This window comes from Rhodoblastus acidophilus (assembly GCF_900187365.1).
GTDB lineage: Bacteria > Pseudomonadota > Alphaproteobacteria > Rhizobiales > Beijerinckiaceae > Rhodoblastus > Rhodoblastus acidophilus.
Genome location: NZ_FYDG01000009.1, coordinates 79,935 through 99,492 on the forward strand (window position 1 = coordinate 79,935; position 19,558 = coordinate 99,492).

The following is a 19,558-nucleotide window of genomic DNA, read 5'->3' on the forward strand; positions in this document are numbered from 1 at the left end:
ATTACGGAAGCCTGGCTGGAACGAAAAAGGCGGAAGCTTGCGCTTCCGCCTCTGTCTGTCACCCGAACAGAGTTGATCAGTATTTGGCGCGGACGGGAAGGCCGGGGTCGTAAGCAGCCGGCGCATCCATCCAGCGCAAACCGATGCGCACATCGTTGGACGCGACGTCAAAATGTTGAACTTCCCAATGGCAGCTGCCGTTCAACTGGTTGTTGCAGGCGATCGCGCCAGTCTTGAACGCGCCCATGTTGACGTAACGATAACCGACGTCCAGCATGAGATTGGCCGTGATATGATATCCAACGCCAGCCATAAGAGCCCAGGCGAAGTTCGTCCCCGTATAATTGGGGGCGAAGCCCACGCTTCCATCAAGAGGATAGATGCTCTGATCCCTGACGCCGGAGGTTTGATACACAGTCAAACCTACGCCGCCGCCAACATAGGGCGTGAAACCAAACCAGGAGCCCATGTCCAGATAGCCGTTGGCGAGAAACAGGCCAGCCTTCGCCACGCCCGTGTATTCGTCAGTGCAATATAGACCAGAACCGGGCAAACAGCTCGCCGTATAGACGCTCTGGTACTTCATGCTGGAGTGGTAATTTGCGGCGTTGCGATATTCGCCCGTCACATCAGCCCGGAACCAGTTATTGAACTGATAACCGGCGCCGAGCCCCAGTATGGTTGGATCGCCAAGGCTGACGGGGCCCGTCGTCGCGCCCAAGGACGCGGTGGTGGAGCCATCGCCGAATGTCGAGCGCAGGCCGCTGGCGTTGGTATTGGCCAAGCCCGCGTCGACACGCAGATAGAACCCGCTGTCTTCCACGGCGCCACGCAGCGGCGGGGCCTCCAGCGGCGGCGGCGGCGGCAGCAGGTCGGCCGCCTGGGCCGCCTGACCCGCGCCAAGCGCAAGCACACTTGCGAAAGTTAGGGCTTTGAAGCGGCCCATGACGAAAATCCTTCTACGGAGCATGGCCGCTCGCGACCCTGCGGTTAACACAACTGGAACGGTCGGCCGGCGCGCCGAGGTCGCCACCAATCCTCATCGGCGCCCAGACGCCGACATGGCGCTGACGACTTCGAGTGTTGCCAGCAATTACTTAAACAGCCCTTAACCCTAACCTTTAACCGCATTTTTTCATCATGATCCGGTTAAGTTGTTTCGTTTCGGCACAGCGCTGAGAGCCTCGTGCAGGGAAATGCTTTACTAAAGCGATCCGATCCGCTACGGCTGAACCGTGAATATGCCCCGGCCGCATGTGCATTTCCGCCTCGCCGAGGCTGGCCTTCCGGCGCTTTCTCTCCGAGGCTCCCGTGCCGGGAAGAAGCCCGCCGGTCTTGACAGCGGCGCGACGTCTCAAGCGCCCGCGCCGCGCAGTATGGAAGTTGGGTTCGATGGCGAATGTGGTGGTGGTCGGCGCCCAGTGGGGCGACGAGGGCAAAGGCAAGATCGTTGACTGGCTGTCGGTGGAAGCCGATGTGGTCGTGCGCTACCAGGGCGGGCACAACGCCGGCCACACGCTGGTGATCAACGGCGTCACCTACAAATTGTCTCTGCTGCCGTCCGGCATCGTCCGCCCCGGGAAACTGTCCGTCATCGGCAACGGCGTCGTGGTCGATCCGCGCCATCTCGTAAAGGAAATCGCCGGCCTGCGCGAAAAGGGCATCGCCATTTCGCGCGAGAATTTGCGCATCGCCGAGAATGCGCCGCTGATTCTCTCGCTGCATGGCGAGCTCGACGCCCTGCGTGAAAACGCCGCAGCCCCCGACGCCAAGATCGGCACCACCAAGCGCGGCATCGGCCCGGCCTATGAGGACAAGGTCGGCCGCCGCGCCATCCGCGTGATGGATCTCGCCGACCTGTCCACGCTCGACGGCAAGATCGCGCGGTTGCTGAACCACCATAACGCGCTGCGCCGCGGCCTGGGGCTGGAGGAGATCAAGCCCGAGGCGATTCGCGCCGAGCTTGAGGAAGTGGCGCCGCACATTCTGCCCTACATGGATCGCACCTGGTCGCTGCTCGACGACCTGCGCCGCGCCGGCAAGCGCATTCTGTTCGAAGGCGCCCAGGGCGCCCTGCTCGACATCGACCACGGCACCTATCCTTTTGTCACCTCGTCCAACACCGTCGCCCCCAACGCCGCCACCGGCGCCGGCCTTGGCCCCAAGGCGATCGGCTATGTGCTGGGCATCGCCAAGGCCTACACCACCCGCGTCGGCGAAGGCCCCTTCCCCACCGAACTGACCGACGAAACCGGCCGCGCCATCGGCGAGCGCGGCCGCGAATTCGGCACGGTGACCGGACGCGCGCGGCGCTGCGGCTGGTTTGACGCCGTGCTGGTCCGCCAGACCGTGAAGACCTCGGGGATCGATGGCATCGCCCTGACCAAACTCGATATTTTCGACGGCTTCGAGACGATCAAAGTGTGCGTCGGCTACAAGCTCGACGGCGACGTCATCGATTATCTGCCGGCCTCGCAGGCGGCGCAGGCCCGGGTGGAGCCGATCTACGAGACCATCGAGGGTTGGCGCGAACCGACCGGCGGCGCCCGCTCCTGGGCGCAATTGCCGGCGCAGGCGATCAAATACGTGCGCAGGGTGGAGGAACTGATCCAGGCGCCGGTGGCGCTGCTTTCGACCAGCCCCGAACGCGACGACACCATTCTGATGCATAATCCTTTCCAGGATTAATTCATGGCTGACTACTACCCCCTGCTGGCCCGGGCGGTCGCCGCGCTGCCGAACTCCACGCCGGAAACGCGCAAGGCCATCTACGAACGGGCGAAAAAGGCTTTGCTCGGCCAGCTTCACGCCATGCAGCCGCCGCCCCCGGCGGGCGCGATCGACCGCGAGGCCAGCGCGCTCGACGAAGCCGTCTCGCGGCTTGAGCGCGAATTCGCCGCCGCCGGCGCGAAAGCCGCCGCGGAGTCGGCGACGCCGCCCGCGCGCACGGAACAATCTCCCGCGCCCGACCCCTATCCGGGCGACGATGAAGACATGGCCGACGACTCACGCCGGGACGAGACGCCCGCGCGCGATAATCTGCGGCCGGCGGCGCCGCGGCCGGCCAAGGAGGAAACCGGCGGCCTGAAGCGCCTGCTGATCATTTGTGGCGCGCTTGTGGTTGTCGTGGGCCTGGTTGGCTTCGCCGCATGGAAGTTGCGCGACCGGCCGGAAGACCTCGCCAAACTGTCGCCGCCGGCCGATACGGCCAATGAGGAGGCCGGCTCCAAGATCGGGCAGCGGATCGGCGGCGAACCGGCTGCGCAATCCGCGCCGCCGCCGGCCGCCGCGCCGGCTTTGCCGATCTCCTATCGGGCGGCGGTGTTGACCCGCGACCCCTCCGAGCCCGGCGGCGTCAAGACCTATGTCGGAAGCGTCGTGTGGCGCCGCGATTCGACCAATCGCGGACCCAATCAGCAATTGGTCAGCGCCATCAGCGCCGACATCGAGATCGCCGACGCCAAGCTCAAGGCGTCGCTGCTGATCGAGAAGAATTTCGATCCGTCGCTATCGTTCTCGCATACGATCAACGTGCGGTTCTTCCCCGCCGAGGGGTCTCCCATCGGCGCCGTCAACGCCATCGGCATGCCGGAAATGCGCGCCGACGACGCGCCAAAAGGCGTGGCCCTGCAAGGCCTGCCCGTGCAGATCGCCGCCAACGCCTTCCTGGCCGGCTTGACGCAGGTCAACGCCGAACAGAACCGCACCCTGCTCGAAGCGCCGAACTGGATGGACATTCAGCTGAGCCTCGCCAATGGCGCGGTCGCCAAGATCACCATGGAAAAAGGCCCCGGCGGGCGTAAGGTGTTCGCCGATGTCTTCGCGGAATGGGCCAACAAGTAAATCCGCCGCGCCGGGAAAGACGCGGCGGCTTCAGGTCGGCTTTCCCTTGCGCTCAGGCGCGGGCGCCGGCCGTCAGCAGCGGGCGCGGCGGCACGGCTTCGACGCGCGCGACGCTTTCGCGCACGGCCTGCTGCACCTTCTCGAACGCGCGCACCTCGATCTGCCGCACGCGCTCGCGCGAAATGCCGAATTCCGACGAGAGATCTTCCAGCGTCATCGGCTCGTCGCTCAAGCGGCGCGCCTCGAAAATCCGCCGCTCACGCTCGTTGAGAACGTTCAACGCCTGCGCCAGAGCGGTGCGGCGATTGTCGCTCTCCTCCGCCTCGACCAGCAGGCTTTCCTGGCTTGCGGATTCGTCCACCAGCCAGTCCTGCCACTCGCCGTCGCCATCCTCGCGCAGCGGCGAGTTGAGCGAGGCGTCGCCGCCGAGCCGGCGGTTCATCTCCACCACTTCCTGCTGGCTGACGCCGAGCTTGGTGGCGATGGTGTCGACCTGGTGCGGCTTGAGGTCGCCCTCGTCCAGTGCGGAGATCTGGCTTTTGGCCTTGCGCAGGTTGAAGAACAGCTTCTTCTGGTTGGCGGTGGTGCCCATTTTCACAAGGCTCCACGAACGCAAAATATATTCTTGAATCGACGCGCGGATCCACCACATAGCATAAGTGGCCAAACGGAAGCCCTTCTCAGGCTCGAACCGTTTCACCGCCTGCATCAGACCGATATTGCCCTCGGAGATGACTTCGCCGATCGGAAGGCCGTAGCCGCGATAGCCCATGGCGATCTTGGCGACCAAGCGCAGATGTGACGTGACGAGCCGGTGCGCGGCGTCGCCGTCGGAATGCTCGCGCCACCTTTTGGCGAGGATATATTCTTCCTGCGGCTCCAGCATGGGGAACCGACGGATCTCGTCCAGGTAACGCGACAGGCCGGATTCTCCGGCGAGAACAGGAAGCGCAGCAGCCATCCAACCCTCCAATCGCGGGCGCCCGTTCGCGGCGCGCCCGCCTCAGCCGCATAAGCCGGCCGTTGCAAACCCGCGAGAAACCGTCCAGAAGTCCGGCCCAATCGGGCTTTTGAACAGAACATATAGGGACCGGGAACAATGGCCGAAAGAGGGCGAGGCCCTTTCCGGCCTATTACAATTTGGTAACATCAGACGGGGCCGTTGGGTTCCTTGCGCCCGGGTTCAGCAATTTGCGGCTGGCCTTCCCGGGCCGCTTTGCGCTAACAAGCGGCGAATGCCCCGCAATGCGAGAGACCCATGGCGAACTCCCTTTTTTCCAAAGTCGAGGAACTTCCTCGCGACCCGATCCTTGGCCTGACCGAAGCCTTTGTCGCCGACAAGACCCCTCACCGGGTCAATCTGGGCGTCGGCGTCTATCAGGACGAAAACGGCAAGGTGCCCTTGCTGGCTTGCGTGAAGCTGGCGGAAGAGGCCATGCTCGCCAAGGCCGCCCCCCACACCTACGTGCCGATCGACGGCTACGCCCATTATAACGCGGCGGTGGCGAAAATGGTCTTCGCCGAATCCTGCGATTTGGCCAATGTCGTGACCGTCCAGGCCCTCGGCGGCACCGGCGCGCTCAAGCTCGGCGCCGAAATGGTCAAGGTGGCGACGCCCAACGCCAAGGTCTGGATCAGCGACCCCAGCTGGGAAAACCATCGCGCCCTGTTCGCCGCCGCTGGTTTCGCCGTCGAAACCTATCCCTATTACGGCGCCGACGGCGAACTGGATTTTTCCGGGCTGATCGCGACGCTGGAAAAGATTCCGGCCGGCGACGTGGTGCTGCTGCACGCCTGCTGCCACAATCCCACCGGCCTCGACCTGTCGCAGGACCAGTGGCGCCAGATCGCGAAAGTGGTTCGCGCGCGCGGCCTGACCCCCTTCCTCGACACGGCCTATATGGGTTTCGCCGAGGGTCTGGAGACCGACGCTTTCTCGGTGCGGCTGTTCGCCTCCGACGGCGGCCCGCTGTTCGTCTCGTTCTCGTTCTCGAAGTCGCTGTCGCTCTATGGCGAGCGCGTCGGCGCGCTCAGCGTGCTCACCGCGAATCCGCAGGAGCGGTCCCGCGTGCTGAGCCAGATCAAGCGCATCGCCCGCATCACCTATTCGTCGCCGGCGGGCCATGGCGCCGCCGCCGCCGCCGCCGTTCTGGCCGACCCGGCCCTGCGCCGGCAATGGGACGAGGAACTCGGCGCCATGCGCGCCCGCATCAAGAAAATGCGCCAATTGCTCGCCGACAAGCTCGCGGAGCGCGTGCCCGGCCGCGACTTCACCTACATCGTCCGGCAGAACGGCATGTTCTCCTATTCGCGCCTGACCAAGCCGCAGGCGGTGCTGCTGCGCGAGAAATATGCGGTTTATGCGCTCGATTCCGGCCGCATCTGCGTGGCGGCGCTGAACGAGAAGAACATCGATTATGTCGCCGAATCCATCGCCAAGGTGATGGTCGAAGCGTGACCTTTCAGCGGCGCGACGGGCGTCCGCATGGACGCCCGCCGTTGACCGCAGAGACGCCCGGACGATGCGGCGCATCGCCCGGGCGTTTTTCTCCGGCGCTGTTAACCCCTTTGCAAGCAAGGTGAACAATTCGTAAAGCCTGCGCGTGACCGGGGCGTCGCGGCATGGCATAAGGAGCGCATGGCTTCGATCGCACCCAAACCGCAGGACCCTGGCTTCGGCGTCTACGTTCATTGGCCGTTTTGCCTGGCCAAATGTCCGTATTGCGATTTCAATAGCCATGTCCGGCGCGGCTCCTATGAAGAGGACCGCTATCTCAGCGCCATTCTCACCGAGCTGAAGCATCGCGCCGCGCTGACGCCGGGCCGAACCGTGCGATCCATTTTCTTCGGCGGCGGCACGCCCTCGCTGATGGCGCCCGAAACCGTCCGGCGGATCATCGAGGCGGTCGGCAAGAACTGGAAGCTCGACCCACAGGCCGAAATCACGCTCGAAGCCAATCCGACCAGCGTCGAGGCCGGCCGCTTCGCGGGCTATCGCGCGGCGGGCGTCAACCGCGTCTCGCTGGGCGTGCAGGCGCTCAACGACGCCGATCTGAAAATGCTGGGGCGCATGCACAGCGTCGACGAGGCGATGCGCGCGCTGGACATCGCGACCTCCACCTTTTCGCGCGCCTCGTTCGACCTGATCTACGCCCGTCCCGGCCAAACGCCGCAGGCCTGGGCCGCCGAACTGACGCAGGCCCTCGCCCGCGCGCCGGAACATCTGTCGCTGTACCAGCTCACCATCGAGCCGGACACGATGTTCGAACGGCTGTTCGACGCTGGCAAGCTGAAAATGCCCAAGGCCGACGTCGGGCGCGCGCTTTGGGACGTGACGCAGGAATTGATGGAGAAGGCGGGAATGCCCGCCTATGAAATCTCCAACCACGCCCGTCCCGGCTGCGAGAGCCGGCACAATCTGATCTACTGGCGCTATGGCGAATATGCCGGCGTCGGTCCCGGCGCCCATGGCCGCATCATCGGGCCGCGCGGCGGGCGGCGCGCGCAGGCGACCGAACCACACCCGGAAATGTGGCTCACGGTGGTCGAGACCGAGGGCAACGGCCTGATCGAGGACGAAAGCCTGTCCACCGAGGCGCAGGGCGACGAGTTCCTGCTGATGGGGCTGCGCCTCACCGAGGGCATCGACCCCGCGCGCTTCCAAACCCTGACCGGCAAACGATTCGAGGCCTCGCGCGTCGCCGACCTGATCGCGCATGGCATGGTGGAATACACCCGCCACGGCCGCATTCGCGTGACCTCGGAAGGTTTTCCGGTGCTGGACGCCGTGGTGGCCGATCTCGCCGCCTGATCAGGAGGCGGCGCGCGCCAGCAGGGCGTCGCGCGCTTCGGTCAACCGAATATAGGCGTCATGATCGCCGCCGGCGTCGGGATGCGCGCTCTTGGCCCGCCGTCGAAAGGCGGAATTGATGTCGCGCGCGGTGAGCGCGCCCTCGCGGGCAAGGCCGAGGCTTTCCCGTTCCGCGCCGCCGTCGTCCCCCAGCGCAAACCGCGCCATTCGCCGGGCCTGGTCGCGGCGCCGCTGCTGGCCCTGTCGCCGCAAGGCCTCCTGCGTCTCGCGCCAGATCGCCGCCGACATCACCTCGCAGGCGCCGAAGACGACCCGCCCTTCCCGCTCCAGCGCGTCCAGGCTGAACGGCCCGACCACCTCATAAGGCTCGGCCAGCCAGGCGATGCGCCCGGCTCCCGCCTGCGCGACCCGGCCCAGCGCCGCCGTGTCCACCATGCCGATGGAGCCGTTCCAAACCACCCACGCCCGCCCGTCGTCCATCCGCGACACTCCCGGTTCAAATCGCGGCGATGCACGATCGAAGCCAGTGGACAGAGTCGCGGCGCCCAAAGTTTTGGCGCGCATAGCCTTGATGCAAACCGCCCCCGGGCATTAGCATGACGCGTGACACTGTGTTGGCGAGGCCGCCTTGAAACCGAGTTTTTTCGCACGCAAGACGATTGAGGATGTCCAAGCCGGTCCGGCCGAGTCCCACACCTTTCCCCGCAGTCTCGGGCCGTGGTCGCTGACGGCGCTGGGCGTCGGCGCCATCATCGGCGCCGGCATATTCGTGCTCACCGGGGCGGCGGCGGCGCGCTACGCGGGGCCCGCCGTGATTCTCTCCTTCGCGCTGGCCGGCGTCGCCTGCGCCATTGTCGCGCTGTGCTACGCCGAACTGGCGGCGCTGATCCCGGTTTCCGGCAGCACGTACTCCTATGTCTATATCGCGCTCGGGGAAATTTTCGCCTGGATCATCGGCTGGGATCTGGCGCTGGAATACGCCATGGGCGCGGCGACCGTGGCGGTCGGCTGGTCCGGCTATCTGGTGAGCCTTCTGGCGAATCTCGGCCTGCATCTGCCCGAGCGCTTCACCTCCCCGCTCGGGCCGGGCCTGTTCAACGCGCCCGCCGCTCTGATCGTGCTGGCCATCACCGCGCTCCTGGCGCAAGGCACGCGCGAATCGGCCCGCGTCAACAATGTGATGGTGGGGTTCAAGCTGGCCGTGGTGCTGGTGGTGATCGTCGCGGGCGCCCTGCATGTCGTCCCGGCCAACTGGACGCCCTTCCTGCCCGATAATACCGGAGAGTTCGGCCATTTCGGCTGGAGCGGCGTTCTGCGCGGCGCCGCCGTGGTCTTTTTCGCCTATATCGGCTTCGACGCGGTTTCGACGGCGGCGCAGGAGGCGCATGAGCCGCAGCGCACCGTGCCCCTCGGCCTGCTCGCCTCGCTCGCCGTCTGCACCGCCCTTTACATCGGCGTGTCCGCCGTGCTCACCGGTGTCGTTCCTTTCGCCCTGCTCGACCGTCCCGATCCGATTTCCGCGGTGATCGACGCGATCGGCCTGCCCTGGCTGGCGATCGTGGTCAAATTCGCGGCGCTCGCCGGCCTCACCACCGTCATTCTGGTGCTGCTGTTCGGACAGGCGCGCATCCTGTTCGCCATGGCCAATGACGGGCTGCTGCCCGGCTTTTTCGCCAGAATCAGCCCGCGCTTCCGCACGCCGGCGTCAAGCCAGGCGCTGGTCGGCCTTGTCGTGGCGGCGCTCGCCGGCCTGCTTCCGATCGACATTCTCGGCGAAATGGTCAGCATCGGCACGCTCGCGGCCTTCGCGCTGGTGTGCATGGCGGTGATGTATCTGCGCCGCCGCCACCCGGAAACGCCGCGCCCGTTCCGCGTTCCCGGCTCGCCCGTCATTCCCGCGCTCGGCGTGCTCGCCTGTCTCGGCCTGATGGCGGGCCTGCCCTGGGAGACCTGGACGCGGCTTTTCGTCTGGCTCGGCGTCGGCATGGTGATTTATTTCGGCTATGGCCAGCGCCACGCCAGAAGGTCGGGGACGTGACCGGCCGGGGCGATCAGCGGCAATAGCAAGAAATCCGGGCCAGGCGGCGGCCGTGGAACGGCTCCGCACGCCCAGGCGAACCATTCGCCGGTCTCGCTTATGACCTAACGTCATTTATTGGCTCGCCACGCGGGCCAATGGGGGGCGACAAACGTCACAGTTGACGGCTTCGCTTGAGAGACTCTACAACCCGCCAAAACGGACGGTATGGTGGCGGCAGTAGCGTTTCTTGATCCATGAATGCGCGAAGTTGGGGAAGCGTCAGGTGGCTGTCGATGTCGCACAACTTATTAGCGCCAGCAATGAGCTCAACTCCGCTATCGTCCTGGGGCGTTGCTGGGATCAGGCGCTAGAACAGCTCGCCTCCGCAGCGGGCGCCAAAGCCGTTTGCTTCAGCCGGTCGACGAAAACCGACCTGAGAATGTTGCCGTCCAAGGGATTGGTGGAGCCGTACCAGGACATACGATCCCGCAGGACGCCGCCCTATAGCTCGAAGGTCCTGATCCTCGACTCCAAGGCGAGCGGATTCGTGTCGGACAGCGAACCGCACATTCGGGAGCGGCTGGAGCGCGAAAGGTTTTTTCGTGAGTTCATGAAGCCGATCGCCGACGTGCCCTACCGCGCCTCGGCGTCGCTGCTCGGCCCTTCGGACATCACCGGCTTGAAGCTGTCCTTCTGGCGTGGAAGCAAGGAGGGGCCCTTCGACGCGCAGGACGTTGAACGGCTGAATTCCATTCTGCCGGCCATCCGCGCGTCGGCTCAACTCGCCATGTTCGGTTTCCGCCAGCAGGCCCGGGAACAATCCGTGCTTTTTCGCCAGCGCGGAGAACTCATGTTCGAACTCGACTTCGCCGGCAGACCCGTCGAGGCAGGCGTCCAGGCCATCGCCGCCCACGGCGATCCCTTGTCCATTGTTCGGGGGAGGCTTGTTTGCACAGCGGCGGCCGAACAGCGGCGGCTTGAAAGCGTCATTGGCCGCGCCGTCGCTCCCGAGCCTGTCGCGGGCTCCGTGCGATTGACCCGCCAAAGCGACGGCGCGCCATTTTTCTTGATGGTCACGCCCATTCACGGAGAGGCCGTAGACATCATGGCGCCCGTGGCGGCGATCGGGGTGCTGATCGACCCGGCGACGAAAAGCCGGACGGATCCTGCCGCGCTGCAACATGTGCGCACGGCCGCCGGCTTGACCGAGAGGGAAACGGCGATCGCCGGGCTGATTTCCGTCGGCCACGCCATCTCCGCCATCGCGCGCCAAATTGGCGTGAGCGACGGAACGGCGCGCAACCATCTGAAGTCGGCGATGCAAAAGTGCGGCGTTCACAGTCAAGTGGAGTTGGCCGCCCTCATCAGCCGCTTCAGCTGACCAAACCAGCCCATTGCCGCGCCCGCGACGCCATAAGCGGCGCCCTCAAAGGTTGGGGAGCGCGGCCTCGAACGGCGCCGTCGGCATGGTCAGGAGCGTCAGGTCGTCGAAGATGGTGTTCTTGGGGACATCGAAATGAATTCCTGTCTGAACTTCGTAGATGGAAAACGCTCCTTCCGGCGAAAACCAGCGCATCTTTTTTGCGAGCGCAACCGCGTCCTGGTACGTCGACGCCGCCCCGTGTTTGTAGCCGCCTTCGCAAACCAGATAGCGTTTATCCGATTTGACTTCATTCTTGCCGCCGCCGACAAATCGCATGGCTCGCCCCCCTAAAAATCTCGCTTCTGAGTTTAGCAGCGTCAAAGGCCGTTCCATTGTCCCAAATGGCACAGATCGGATGAGGCCCGTCGCCCTGCGCGAGAAGGGGGAGCGAATCGAATCCGGCGGAGGTCGAGACCCACTGTATTTTCAGCGATGCGGCCTTTCGGCGGCGACGCCGGAGGCGCGGCGATGAGCCAAGGGCGTGCGTCCAGCCTTCGCGCGGTGATGACGAACCGCGCCGCTCAGCTCAACTCCGCAGCCGATAGCCTGTCTTGAAGATCCAGACCACCACGGCCGAGCACAAGACCAGCAGGCCGAAGGTGAGGCCGAGGCTGATCAGGGGCGTCAGCGCGGATATGCCGTAAAACGTCCACCGGAAACCTTCGATCAGATAGACGATGGGGTTGAACAGCGCCACCTGCCGCCACACGCCCGGCAGCATGTCGATGGAATAAAACGTGCCGCCGAGAAAGGTCAGCGGCGAGATCACCATCAACGGGATGATCTGCAATTTCTCGAATCCGTCCGCCCACAGGCCCAGGATGAAGCCGAACAGCGCGAAGGTCATGGAAATCAGCACGAGATAGCCGAACGCCAGCACGGGATGGGCCACCTCGAACGGCACGAACAGCCGCGCGGTGCCGAAAATGATCAGGCCGAGAATCACCGATTTGGTCGCGGCGGCGCCGACGAAGCCGACCAGCACCTCCAGGGCCGAGATCGGAGCCGACAACAATTCGTAGATCGTGCCGATGAAGCGCGGCAGGTAGATGCCGAACGAGGCGTTGGACACGCTCTCGGTCAGCACCGTCAGCAAAATCAGGCCGGGCACGATGAAGGCGCCATAGGCGACCCCGTCGATCGCCTGCATGCGCGACCCGATCGCCGAGCCGAACACGACGAAGTAGAGCGCCGTCGAGATCACCGGCGAGGCGATGCTTTGGAACAGGGTGCGCCAGGTGCGGCCCAATTCATTGATGTAGATGGCGCGAATGGCGTAAAAGTTCATCGGCGGCGGCCCACCAGGTCGATAAAAATGTCCTCAAGCGAGGAGCGCTGCGAGTTAACGCTGCAGAACTCGATTCCCTGGGACACCAGGATTTTCAGCAAGGCGGCGAGCCGGTCGTCGCAGTCCTCGCCCTTTTGCGTGTAGGTCAGCGCCATGCCGTCGGGCGCCAGGTCGATGTTCAGATCGCACAGCGCCGCGGGAACGGCGTCGAGTTTCTGCGTCAGGCCGATCGTCACGTGAATTTGGCCGAGGCGGCGCATCAATGCGCGTTTTTCCTCGACCAGCATGAGTTCGCCCTTGTCGATCACGCCGATCCGGTCGGCCATATCCTCCGCTTCCTCAATATAATGCGTGGTGAGGATGATCGTGACGCCCTTGTCGCGCAGGCGGCGCACCATCTCCCACATGTCGCGGCGCAACTCGACGTCAACGCCGGCGGTGGGCTCGTCGAGAAACAGGATTTCCGGCTCGTGAGCCAGCGCCTTGGCGATCAGCACGCGCCGCTTCATGCCGCCGGACAGCGCGCCGATGCGCTGGTCCCGCTTGTCCCACAGCGACAGGTCGCGCAACACCCGTTCGAGATGCGCGGGATCGGGCGCCTTGCCGAACAGGCCGCGAGAGAAACGCAGCGCCTCCATCACGGATTCGAACTGGTTGGTCGACAGCTCCTGCGGCACCAGCCCGATCTTTCGCCGGGCGTTGCGGTAGTCGGCGGCGCTATCGAAACCATCCACCGTCACGCTGCCCGCGCTCGCGCGCACGAGGCCGCAAACAATGCCGATCAGCGTGGTCTTGCCGGCGCCGTTCGGGCCGAGCAGCGCGAAAATCTCGCCGCGCGCGATGGCGAGATTGACCTCCTTCAGCGCGGCGAAGCCATTGTCATAGGTCTTGCTGAGCCGCTCGATGGCGAGAATCGTGGTCAAGAGCGCGCACTCTCCTGCGTGAATTGCTTTTTCTGAAAACAAGGGCGACCCGAAAAAAGCAAGGGCGCCGGAGCAAGTTCGAACTTGCGCCGGCGCCCTCCCAGGTTCTGGACTGGTCTTACTTCACCGCAAATTCAATGCGGCGGTTGTCAGCCTTGCCTTCGGCGGTGTCGTTCGGCGCCACCGGCTTTTCCGAGCCATAGCCGACGGCGGAGAGCTGGCCGGCCTTGGCGCCTTTGCCCTTGAGCGCATCGGCGACGGCTTGCGCGCGGCTCTTGGACAACGCCTTGTTCTTGGCGGCGTCGCCCGAGTTGTCGGTGTGGCCGGCGACCTCGACCTTGACCGTGGCCGGGCAACGCGCCAGCGTCGCGCCGAGCTTTTCGATCAGGGGCTTGGACTCCGGCGCGAGCTTGGCGCCGCCGCTGGCGAACTTGATGTTCTCCTTGGCGACCAGCCCGGACAGAGCGGTCTGGCATTGGCCGAGATCAAGCGGTCCGCTGGCCGGCAAGGCGGCGGCTGCGGCGATGACGGCGGCCTTCTTTTCGGCGAGCGTCGCCGGAGCCGCAGGGGCGGCGGGGGCGGGCGCGGGCTCAGGCGCGGCGGCCTTGGCCTCTTCCGCAGCCTTGGCGGCGGCGGCCTTGGCTTCGTCCTCAGCCTTGGCCGCGGCGGCCTTGGCCTCTTCCGCAGCCTTGGCGGCGACGGCTTTGGCTTCGTCCTCAGCCTTGGCGGCGGCCGCCTTGGCTTCTTCCTCGATCTTGGCCGCGGCGGCCTTGGCGTCGGTCTCAGCCTTGGCGGCGGCTTCCTTGGCCGCATCGACGACCGGCGCCGCGGCGGGGGCCGGGGCGGGCGCGGCGGCGGTCAAGACGCCGGCCGGCGGCGTGATATAGAGGCCGCAAACCCAGACCAGCGCGGCGACCAGCAACGGCCCCCAGCGCAAGCCGAACTTCTTGCCGAAACCGCCCGCCAGCGCGCCGAGGGTGAACCCGAAGAAGGCGATCGCGCCGCCCTGGACCAGCCCGCCGATTTCCGCGCCGATCAGATCGAACTGAACGCCGATGAGGCCGAGGAGCGACAAACCCGCCAGAGGCCAGAACCAGATGGGAAAGCCCCGATCTTCATCGTCGGGGTGCACCATCATCCCGCCGACAAACCCAATGGCGGTGACAAGAAGAAGCCAGCCCCAATAGTGGGCGAAAATGTTCATCATTGCGAATGACCCCTCAGAGTAGCCTCATATGATCGATACCGGGGTCTTAAACTAAACTTTTTGTTCGCTGCGTGAAGTGGGAATTTTCCGCGATCCACGGCGCTGAGATCGCTTTGTGCTGGCGCGTGCGCCCATTTGGTGTATAAGCGCGCCATCCGCGCAGAGTCTCGCGGAAGGCGGAGATTTGCGACCGCGCTGGACGACATCCCGGAGCGGCTTCCACATTTCCGACACCCAGATCCACAGAATCAGAAAGGATCCCCGATGTCGATCACGGCAGAGCGCAAGACCGCGCTCATCCAGGAATACGCCACCAAGCAGGGCGATACCGGCTCCCCGGAAGTTCAGGTCGCCATTCTGACCGAGCGCATCGTCAACTTGACCGAGCATTTCAAGACTCACGCGAAGGACAACCATTCGCGTCGCGGTCTGCTCAAGCTGGTTTCGCTGCGTCGTCAGCTCCTCGACTATCTCAAGAAGAACGACGAGGGCCGCTATCGCACGCTGATCGAGCGCCTCGGCATCCGCCGCTAAACGCTTCCGCGGCCGGCATTTCGCCGGCCGCTTCTTCTTAGGGCCGCGCTTTCGCCGCGGGATTTCCGAAAAACGGTCGCCGTTTTCTGGAGAACATCCCGCCAGTCGCGCCGGCCCCCAACTGTGGCGGCAGGGGCCGCCACGAAGGTCCGACCGGACCATGGCAGGATCACCGGACGCCGCGCACCACGGCCTCTCGTCGTCTTGCACATGGTTGGCGCGACCCAACACAGAGAGAGACGAATGTTCGAAATTCACCGCGAAGAAATCGACTGGTTCGGCCGCAAGCTGACGCTGGAGACGGGCCGGATCGCCCGCCAGGCCGACGGCGCCGTGCTCGCCACCTATGGCGAGACCACCGTGCTCGCCACCGTGGTCTCGGCCAAGACCGCCAAGCCCGGCCAGGATTTCTTCCCCCTCACCGTCAACTATCAGGAAAAGGCCTTCGCGGCCGGCCGCATTCCCGGCGGCTATTTCAAGCGCGAGGGCCGTCCCTCCGAGCGCGAGACCCTGATCTCGCGCCTGATCGACCGTCCGATTCGCCCGCTGTTCCCCGATGGCTACTATTTCGACACCCAGGTGATCGTCACCGTGCTCAGCCATGACATGGAGAACGATCCGGACATTCTGTCGATGGTCGCCGTCTCCGCCGCGCTCACTTTGTCCGGCGTGCCCTTCATGGGTCCGGTCGGCGGCGCCCGCGTCGGCTACATCAACGGCGAAATCAAGGTGAATCCCACCGTTGACGAAGCCAAGACCTCCGACCTCGACCTCATCGTCGCCGGCACCTCCGACGCCGTGCTGATGGTCGAATCGGAAGCCAAGGAGCTGTCCGAAGAGACCATGCTCGCGGCGGTCATGGCCGGTCACGCCGGATTCCAGCCGGTGATCGACGCCATCATCCGTCTCGCCGAGCGCGCCGCCAAGGATCCGCGCGACTTCGCCCCGGCGGAGAAGGGCGAGGTCGAGAAGGCCATCGCCGAGATCGCCGAGTCCGAACTGCGCGAAGCCTACAAGATCACCGTCAAGCAGGACCGCTACGCCGCCATCGACGCCATCAAGGCCAAGGTCAACGCCGCGCTGCTGCCGGAAGGCGGAGAGGCCAAGTTCGACAAGCAGCTGATCGCCGACGTGTTCCATGAGCTGCAGGCCAAGGTCGTGCGCTGGAACATTCTCGACCACAAGATCCGCATCGACGGCCGCGACCTGACCACCGTGCGCCCGATCCTGGCGCAGGTCGGCGTGCTCCCGCGCACCCACGGCTCCGCGATCTTCACCCGCGGCGAGACGCAGGCGCTGGTCGTCGCCACGCTCGGCACCGGCGAGGACGAGCAGTTCATCGATTCGCTGGAAGGCACGTACAAGGAGAACTTCCTTCTCCATTATAACTTCCCTCCCTATTCCGTGGGCGAAACGGGCCGCATCGGCTCGCCCGGCCGCCGCGAAATCGGCCACGGCAAGCTGGCGTGGCGCGCCATTCATCCGATGCTGCCGACGGCGGGCGAGTTCCCCTACACGATCCGCGTCGTGTCGGAGATCACCGAATCCAACGGCTCCTCGTCGATGGCCACCGTCTGCGGCTCGTCGCTGGCGCTGATGGACGCGGGCGTGCCGCTGAAGCGCCCGACCGCCGGCATCGCCATGGGCCTGATCCTCGAAGGCGACCGCTTCGCGGTTCTCTCCGACATCCTCGGCGACGAGGATCATCTCGGCGACATGGACTTCAAGGTGGCCGGCACCGAGCTCGGCGTGACGTCCTTGCAGATGGACATCAAGATCGCCGGCATCACCGAGGAGATCATGAAGGTCGCGCTGGGCCAGGCCAAGGACGGCCGCCTGCACATCCTCGGCGAAATGTCCAAGGCCCTCACCAACGCCCGCGCGGAACTCGGCGAATTCGCCCCGCGCATCGAGACCATGAAGATCGCCACCGACAAGATCCGCGAAGTCATCGGCTCCGGCGGCAAGGTGATCCGCGAGATCGTGGAAAAGACCGGCGCCAAGATCAATATCGAGGACGACGGCACGGTGAAGATCGCCTCGAGCGACGGCAATTCGATCAAGGCGGCGATCAACTGGATCAAGTCGATCGCCTCCGATCCGGAAATCGGCCTGATCTATGACGGCACCGTGGTCAAGACCACCGACTTCGGCGCCTTCGTCAACTTCTTCGGCGCCAAGGACGGCCTCGTCCACATTTCCCAGCTCGCCGCTGCGCGCGTCGCCAAGACCACCGACGTGGTCAAGGAAGGCGACAAGGTGAAGGTCAAGCTGCTCGGCTTCGACGATCGCGGCAAGGTGCGTCTGTCCATGCGCGCCGTCGATCAGCAGACCGGCGAGGATCTGGAGGCCAAGGCCAAGGCGGAAGCCAAGGCCGAGGTCGAGACTGCGGGCGACGAGCAGCCGTAAGTTCGGCCCTCCCCATGCGAAAGGCGGCCCCAGCGGCCGCCTTTTTTTTTGCCTGCCTTGTTCCTCAGTTCGCGCTTTTCTCGCCCGCGCCGACGATTTCATAGACGTGAACGGGCGTCTGCGCGACCGGCGCCGGCCGCAGCCAGCCGGGCACCTCGCCTTGCGCGATCCGCGCCGCCAATCCCTGCGGCGCCCAGGTCTTCCAGGACGCCGCCGCGTCCGCCCCCCAACACAGGATCACGTAGCGCGCGCCCGCCGCCCGCGCCAGATGTTCCGCCTGATCCGGCGGCGCGAACAAAATGTCGAGCGCGGCGCGATTGCCGTGATTGTCGCGATGATAGGGCGCGGCCATCACGCCGAGATCGGTGTGGGCCAGCAGATAGGCGCCCGGCGAGATCATCGAGACGGCGAGGCCCGGCGCCAGAGTCCGCAACGGCTCGTAGCTGGCCGAACTCATGCAGCGGTCGCGCCCGGCGCCGACATTGTCCGGCGCGGCGGGTCCGACTTCCGGCAGTTCGACCATCAGGCCCATGCTCGATGAGGCGTAAAGCGCGACCAGGGCGGCGAGCGCGCCGGCGAGGCCGCGCCTCGGGCGGGAGACGCGGCTTTCGATGAAGGCGCGAACCGATGCGGCGGGGGCCAGCAGGCCGAGCGCGACCAGCGGCATCACCGTGGAGAACACCCGGACATGCAAGGCGCCCAGCAAGCCGCCCAGCGCAATCTGCCCCGCCAGAAACGCCCAGCGCGCCCGATCCGAACCCGACGCCCGCCAGACGCCGAACAGCGCCGCCAATAACCCGGCCAGCGTCGAAACGACCAGCAGCAGCGCGAGATTGGCGTCGCGCTGCGCCTGCCGCAGGATCGAGATAACTTCGGGATTGGGGTCGAGCCAATAGGTCCGCACCAGCGGATCCATACCGGAATAGGGATCGACCAGACAGGCGACGGGAATCAGCAGCGCCAGCGGCGCGGCGGCGCCCGCGCCCGCCAGGGCCGCCGCGACGACGCGCCGGCGCAAACCTGCGGCGGCGGCGAATCGCGCGATCAGGACGTAAGCCGCGCAACCCGCGAGAATGGCCAGGACGTGAGGGCCCGACAGCGCGTCGCAAGCGGGGATCGGCCAGCGCGCCGGCGCGACGGTCGCCCCGAACAGCGGCGTCAGCGCGCCGGCGAGGCCGCAGCCAAACCCGGTCAGCGTCGCGCGCGCCTCCGCGCCGCGCCAAAGGTACCGCGCCAGCGGCGCGGCGGCGACAACGACGAGAAACGGCAGGTTCTCCAGCCCGATCGCCAGGCTCAACGCGGTCATCGCCCCGGAAAGAGCAGCCGGCCTGAAGGCGTCGGTCGCGCCGAAACAGGCGGCCATGGCCGCGACCGCGACCACAAGGGCGACGATTTGCGGCGCGTGGTGATCGATGCGGCCAGCGGGAAACTGCCACCACAGCACGCCGCAAAAAACCATGGCGGCGACGCCGAACAGCCGCATCGAGCGGCCGGCGAACACGCGCGCGGCGTAAAAGCCCGCGCCGAACAAGGCGAGCGCGAGCAGGGCCGGAAAGACGATGCGGGCGGCGCGCTCGGCCAGAGCGCCATCGAGGAACAGCCGGAAGGCCAGGATCAGCGCGGCGAGCGGCGCATCGACGACGCGGCTCCAATGCGAAACCATGCCGCGCGGCGGGTCGAACCGCCACACCGTCATGTCGTACCAGGATTGTCCCGCCAGCAGGTCGCGCACCTCAACCATGCGCGCGGCGTCGTCGGTGTCGTGAAACGAGCCGTGACGCCAGACGTCGATCACGCGGTCGGCGCCGAGAAGGAAATAGACCGCCAGCGCCAGCAGCCCGACGATCCAGGGCGCCCAGGCGTCCCATCCGGGTTTCGCGCGCTGGCTTGCGGAGAAGGCGTCACGGGCCGGGCTTGGGGTTTGTCGCGTCACCCGCGTCTCCAGATGTATCTCGCTCCGGTCATGGCGGCCGGGCTTGAAAGAATGATGATGCAAAGATATCCGGCGCCAGCCTTAACCAATCATTTACGTTACGTTAGCCATGTTATCCGTCGCAACATGGCCCGATTCCCGCGGGGCTTTGGCCGCGTCGAGGCAAT

At 65.6% G+C, this 19,558-nt stretch carries 16 protein-coding genes; 8 read left to right on the forward strand and 8 right to left on the reverse strand.

Annotation, left to right across the window (positions count from 1 at the left end):
* Positions 1–76 precede the first annotated feature (76 nt).
* The gene (locus tag CFB24_RS15860; RefSeq protein ID WP_158255287.1) at positions 77–946 is read right to left on the reverse strand and encodes an outer membrane protein; all 870 of its coding nucleotides are present in this window, start codon (positions 944–946) and stop codon (positions 77–79) included.
* A 446-nt stretch (positions 947–1,392) separates the two neighbouring features.
* On the opposite strand from CFB24_RS15860, the gene CFB24_RS15865 reads away from it, so the two are divergent.
* Positions 1,393–2,688 (forward strand): adenylosuccinate synthase, encoded by a 1,296-nt coding sequence (locus tag CFB24_RS15865; RefSeq protein WP_088521610.1) that lies wholly within the window; start codon positions 1,393–1,395, stop codon positions 2,686–2,688.
* Positions 2,689–2,691: 3 nt separating this feature from the next.
* Positions 2,692–3,843, forward strand: coding sequence for a hypothetical protein (locus CFB24_RS15870; RefSeq protein ID WP_088521611.1), 1,152 nt, complete (start codon positions 2,692–2,694; stop codon positions 3,841–3,843).
* 52 nt (positions 3,844–3,895) lie between these two features.
* Here the strand turns inward: CFB24_RS15870 and rpoH are convergent, their stop codons facing one another.
* Positions 3,896–4,804 carry an RNA polymerase sigma factor RpoH gene (gene rpoH / locus CFB24_RS15875; protein WP_088521612.1) on the reverse strand — a complete coding sequence of 303 codons (909 nt, stop codon included), beginning with the start codon at positions 4,802–4,804 and terminating at the stop codon, positions 3,896–3,898.
* 297 nt (positions 4,805–5,101) lie between these two features.
* Here rpoH and CFB24_RS15880 point away from each other — a divergent pair, with 297 nt between their 5' ends.
* Entirely contained in the window at positions 5,102–6,301 is a 1,200-nt protein-coding gene (locus CFB24_RS15880) for an amino acid aminotransferase (RefSeq protein ID WP_088521613.1), read from the forward strand.
* A 180-nt stretch (positions 6,302–6,481) separates the two neighbouring features.
* Entirely contained in the window at positions 6,482–7,654 is a 1,173-nt protein-coding gene (gene hemW / locus CFB24_RS15885) for a radical SAM family heme chaperone HemW (protein WP_088521614.1), read from the forward strand.
* On the opposite strand, the gene CFB24_RS15890 is transcribed toward hemW, so the two are convergent.
* Positions 7,655–8,134 carry a molecular chaperone DnaJ gene (locus CFB24_RS15890; protein ID WP_088521615.1) on the reverse strand — a complete coding sequence of 160 codons (480 nt, stop codon included), beginning with the start codon at positions 8,132–8,134 and terminating at the stop codon, positions 7,655–7,657.
* A gap of 148 nt (positions 8,135–8,282) precedes the next feature.
* Here CFB24_RS15890 and CFB24_RS15895 point away from each other — a divergent pair, with 148 nt between their 5' ends.
* Both CFB24_RS15895 and CFB24_RS15900 read left to right on the forward strand, forming a co-directional pair.
* Complete coding sequence (locus tag CFB24_RS15895) at positions 8,283–9,692, forward strand: amino acid permease (RefSeq protein ID WP_088521616.1); 1,410 nt, start codon at positions 8,283–8,285, stop codon at positions 9,690–9,692.
* A 265-nt stretch (positions 9,693–9,957) separates the two neighbouring features.
* Positions 9,958–11,055, forward strand: a complete 1,098-nt coding sequence (locus CFB24_RS15900; RefSeq protein ID WP_141098468.1) for a helix-turn-helix transcriptional regulator — start codon at positions 9,958–9,960, stop codon at positions 11,053–11,055.
* Between the two features lie 45 nt (positions 11,056–11,100).
* Here CFB24_RS15900 and CFB24_RS15905 read toward each other — a convergent pair whose 3' ends face one another.
* The 4 genes from CFB24_RS15905 to CFB24_RS15920 form a co-directional block, all read right to left on the reverse strand.
* Positions 11,101–11,373: a hypothetical protein gene (locus CFB24_RS15905; protein ID WP_088521618.1), complete on the reverse strand. Its 273-nt coding sequence runs from the start codon at positions 11,371–11,373 to the stop codon at positions 11,101–11,103.
* 250 nt (positions 11,374–11,623) lie between these two features.
* The gene (locus tag CFB24_RS15910; RefSeq protein WP_088521619.1) at positions 11,624–12,385 is read right to left on the reverse strand and encodes an ABC transporter permease; all 762 of its coding nucleotides are present in this window, start codon (positions 12,383–12,385) and stop codon (positions 11,624–11,626) included.
* Entirely contained in the window at positions 12,382–13,308 is a 927-nt protein-coding gene (locus CFB24_RS15915) for an ABC transporter ATP-binding protein (RefSeq protein WP_088521620.1), read from the reverse strand. Before CFB24_RS15915 ends, CFB24_RS15910 begins: the two co-directional genes overlap by 4 nt.
* 118 nt (positions 13,309–13,426) lie before the next feature.
* Positions 13,427–14,512: an OmpA family protein gene (locus CFB24_RS15920; protein ID WP_146610572.1), complete on the reverse strand. Its 1,086-nt coding sequence runs from the start codon at positions 14,510–14,512 to the stop codon at positions 13,427–13,429.
* A 267-nt stretch (positions 14,513–14,779) separates the two neighbouring features.
* Between CFB24_RS15920 and rpsO the strand changes: the two genes are divergently transcribed.
* Together rpsO and pnp are read left to right on the forward strand one after the other, a co-directional pair.
* The gene (rpsO, locus tag CFB24_RS15925; RefSeq protein WP_088521622.1) at positions 14,780–15,049 is read left to right on the forward strand and encodes a 30S ribosomal protein S15; all 270 of its coding nucleotides are present in this window, start codon (positions 14,780–14,782) and stop codon (positions 15,047–15,049) included.
* Positions 15,050–15,292: 243 nt separating this feature from the next.
* Positions 15,293–17,458 carry a polyribonucleotide nucleotidyltransferase gene (pnp, locus tag CFB24_RS15930; RefSeq protein WP_088521623.1) on the forward strand — a complete coding sequence of 722 codons (2,166 nt, stop codon included), beginning with the start codon at positions 15,293–15,295 and terminating at the stop codon, positions 17,456–17,458.
* A 64-nt stretch (positions 17,459–17,522) separates the two neighbouring features.
* Here pnp and CFB24_RS15935 read toward each other — a convergent pair whose 3' ends face one another.
* The gene (locus tag CFB24_RS15935; RefSeq protein WP_141098469.1) at positions 17,523–19,391 is read right to left on the reverse strand and encodes a hypothetical protein; all 1,869 of its coding nucleotides are present in this window, start codon (positions 19,389–19,391) and stop codon (positions 17,523–17,525) included.
* Positions 19,392–19,558: the final 167 nt, after the last annotated feature.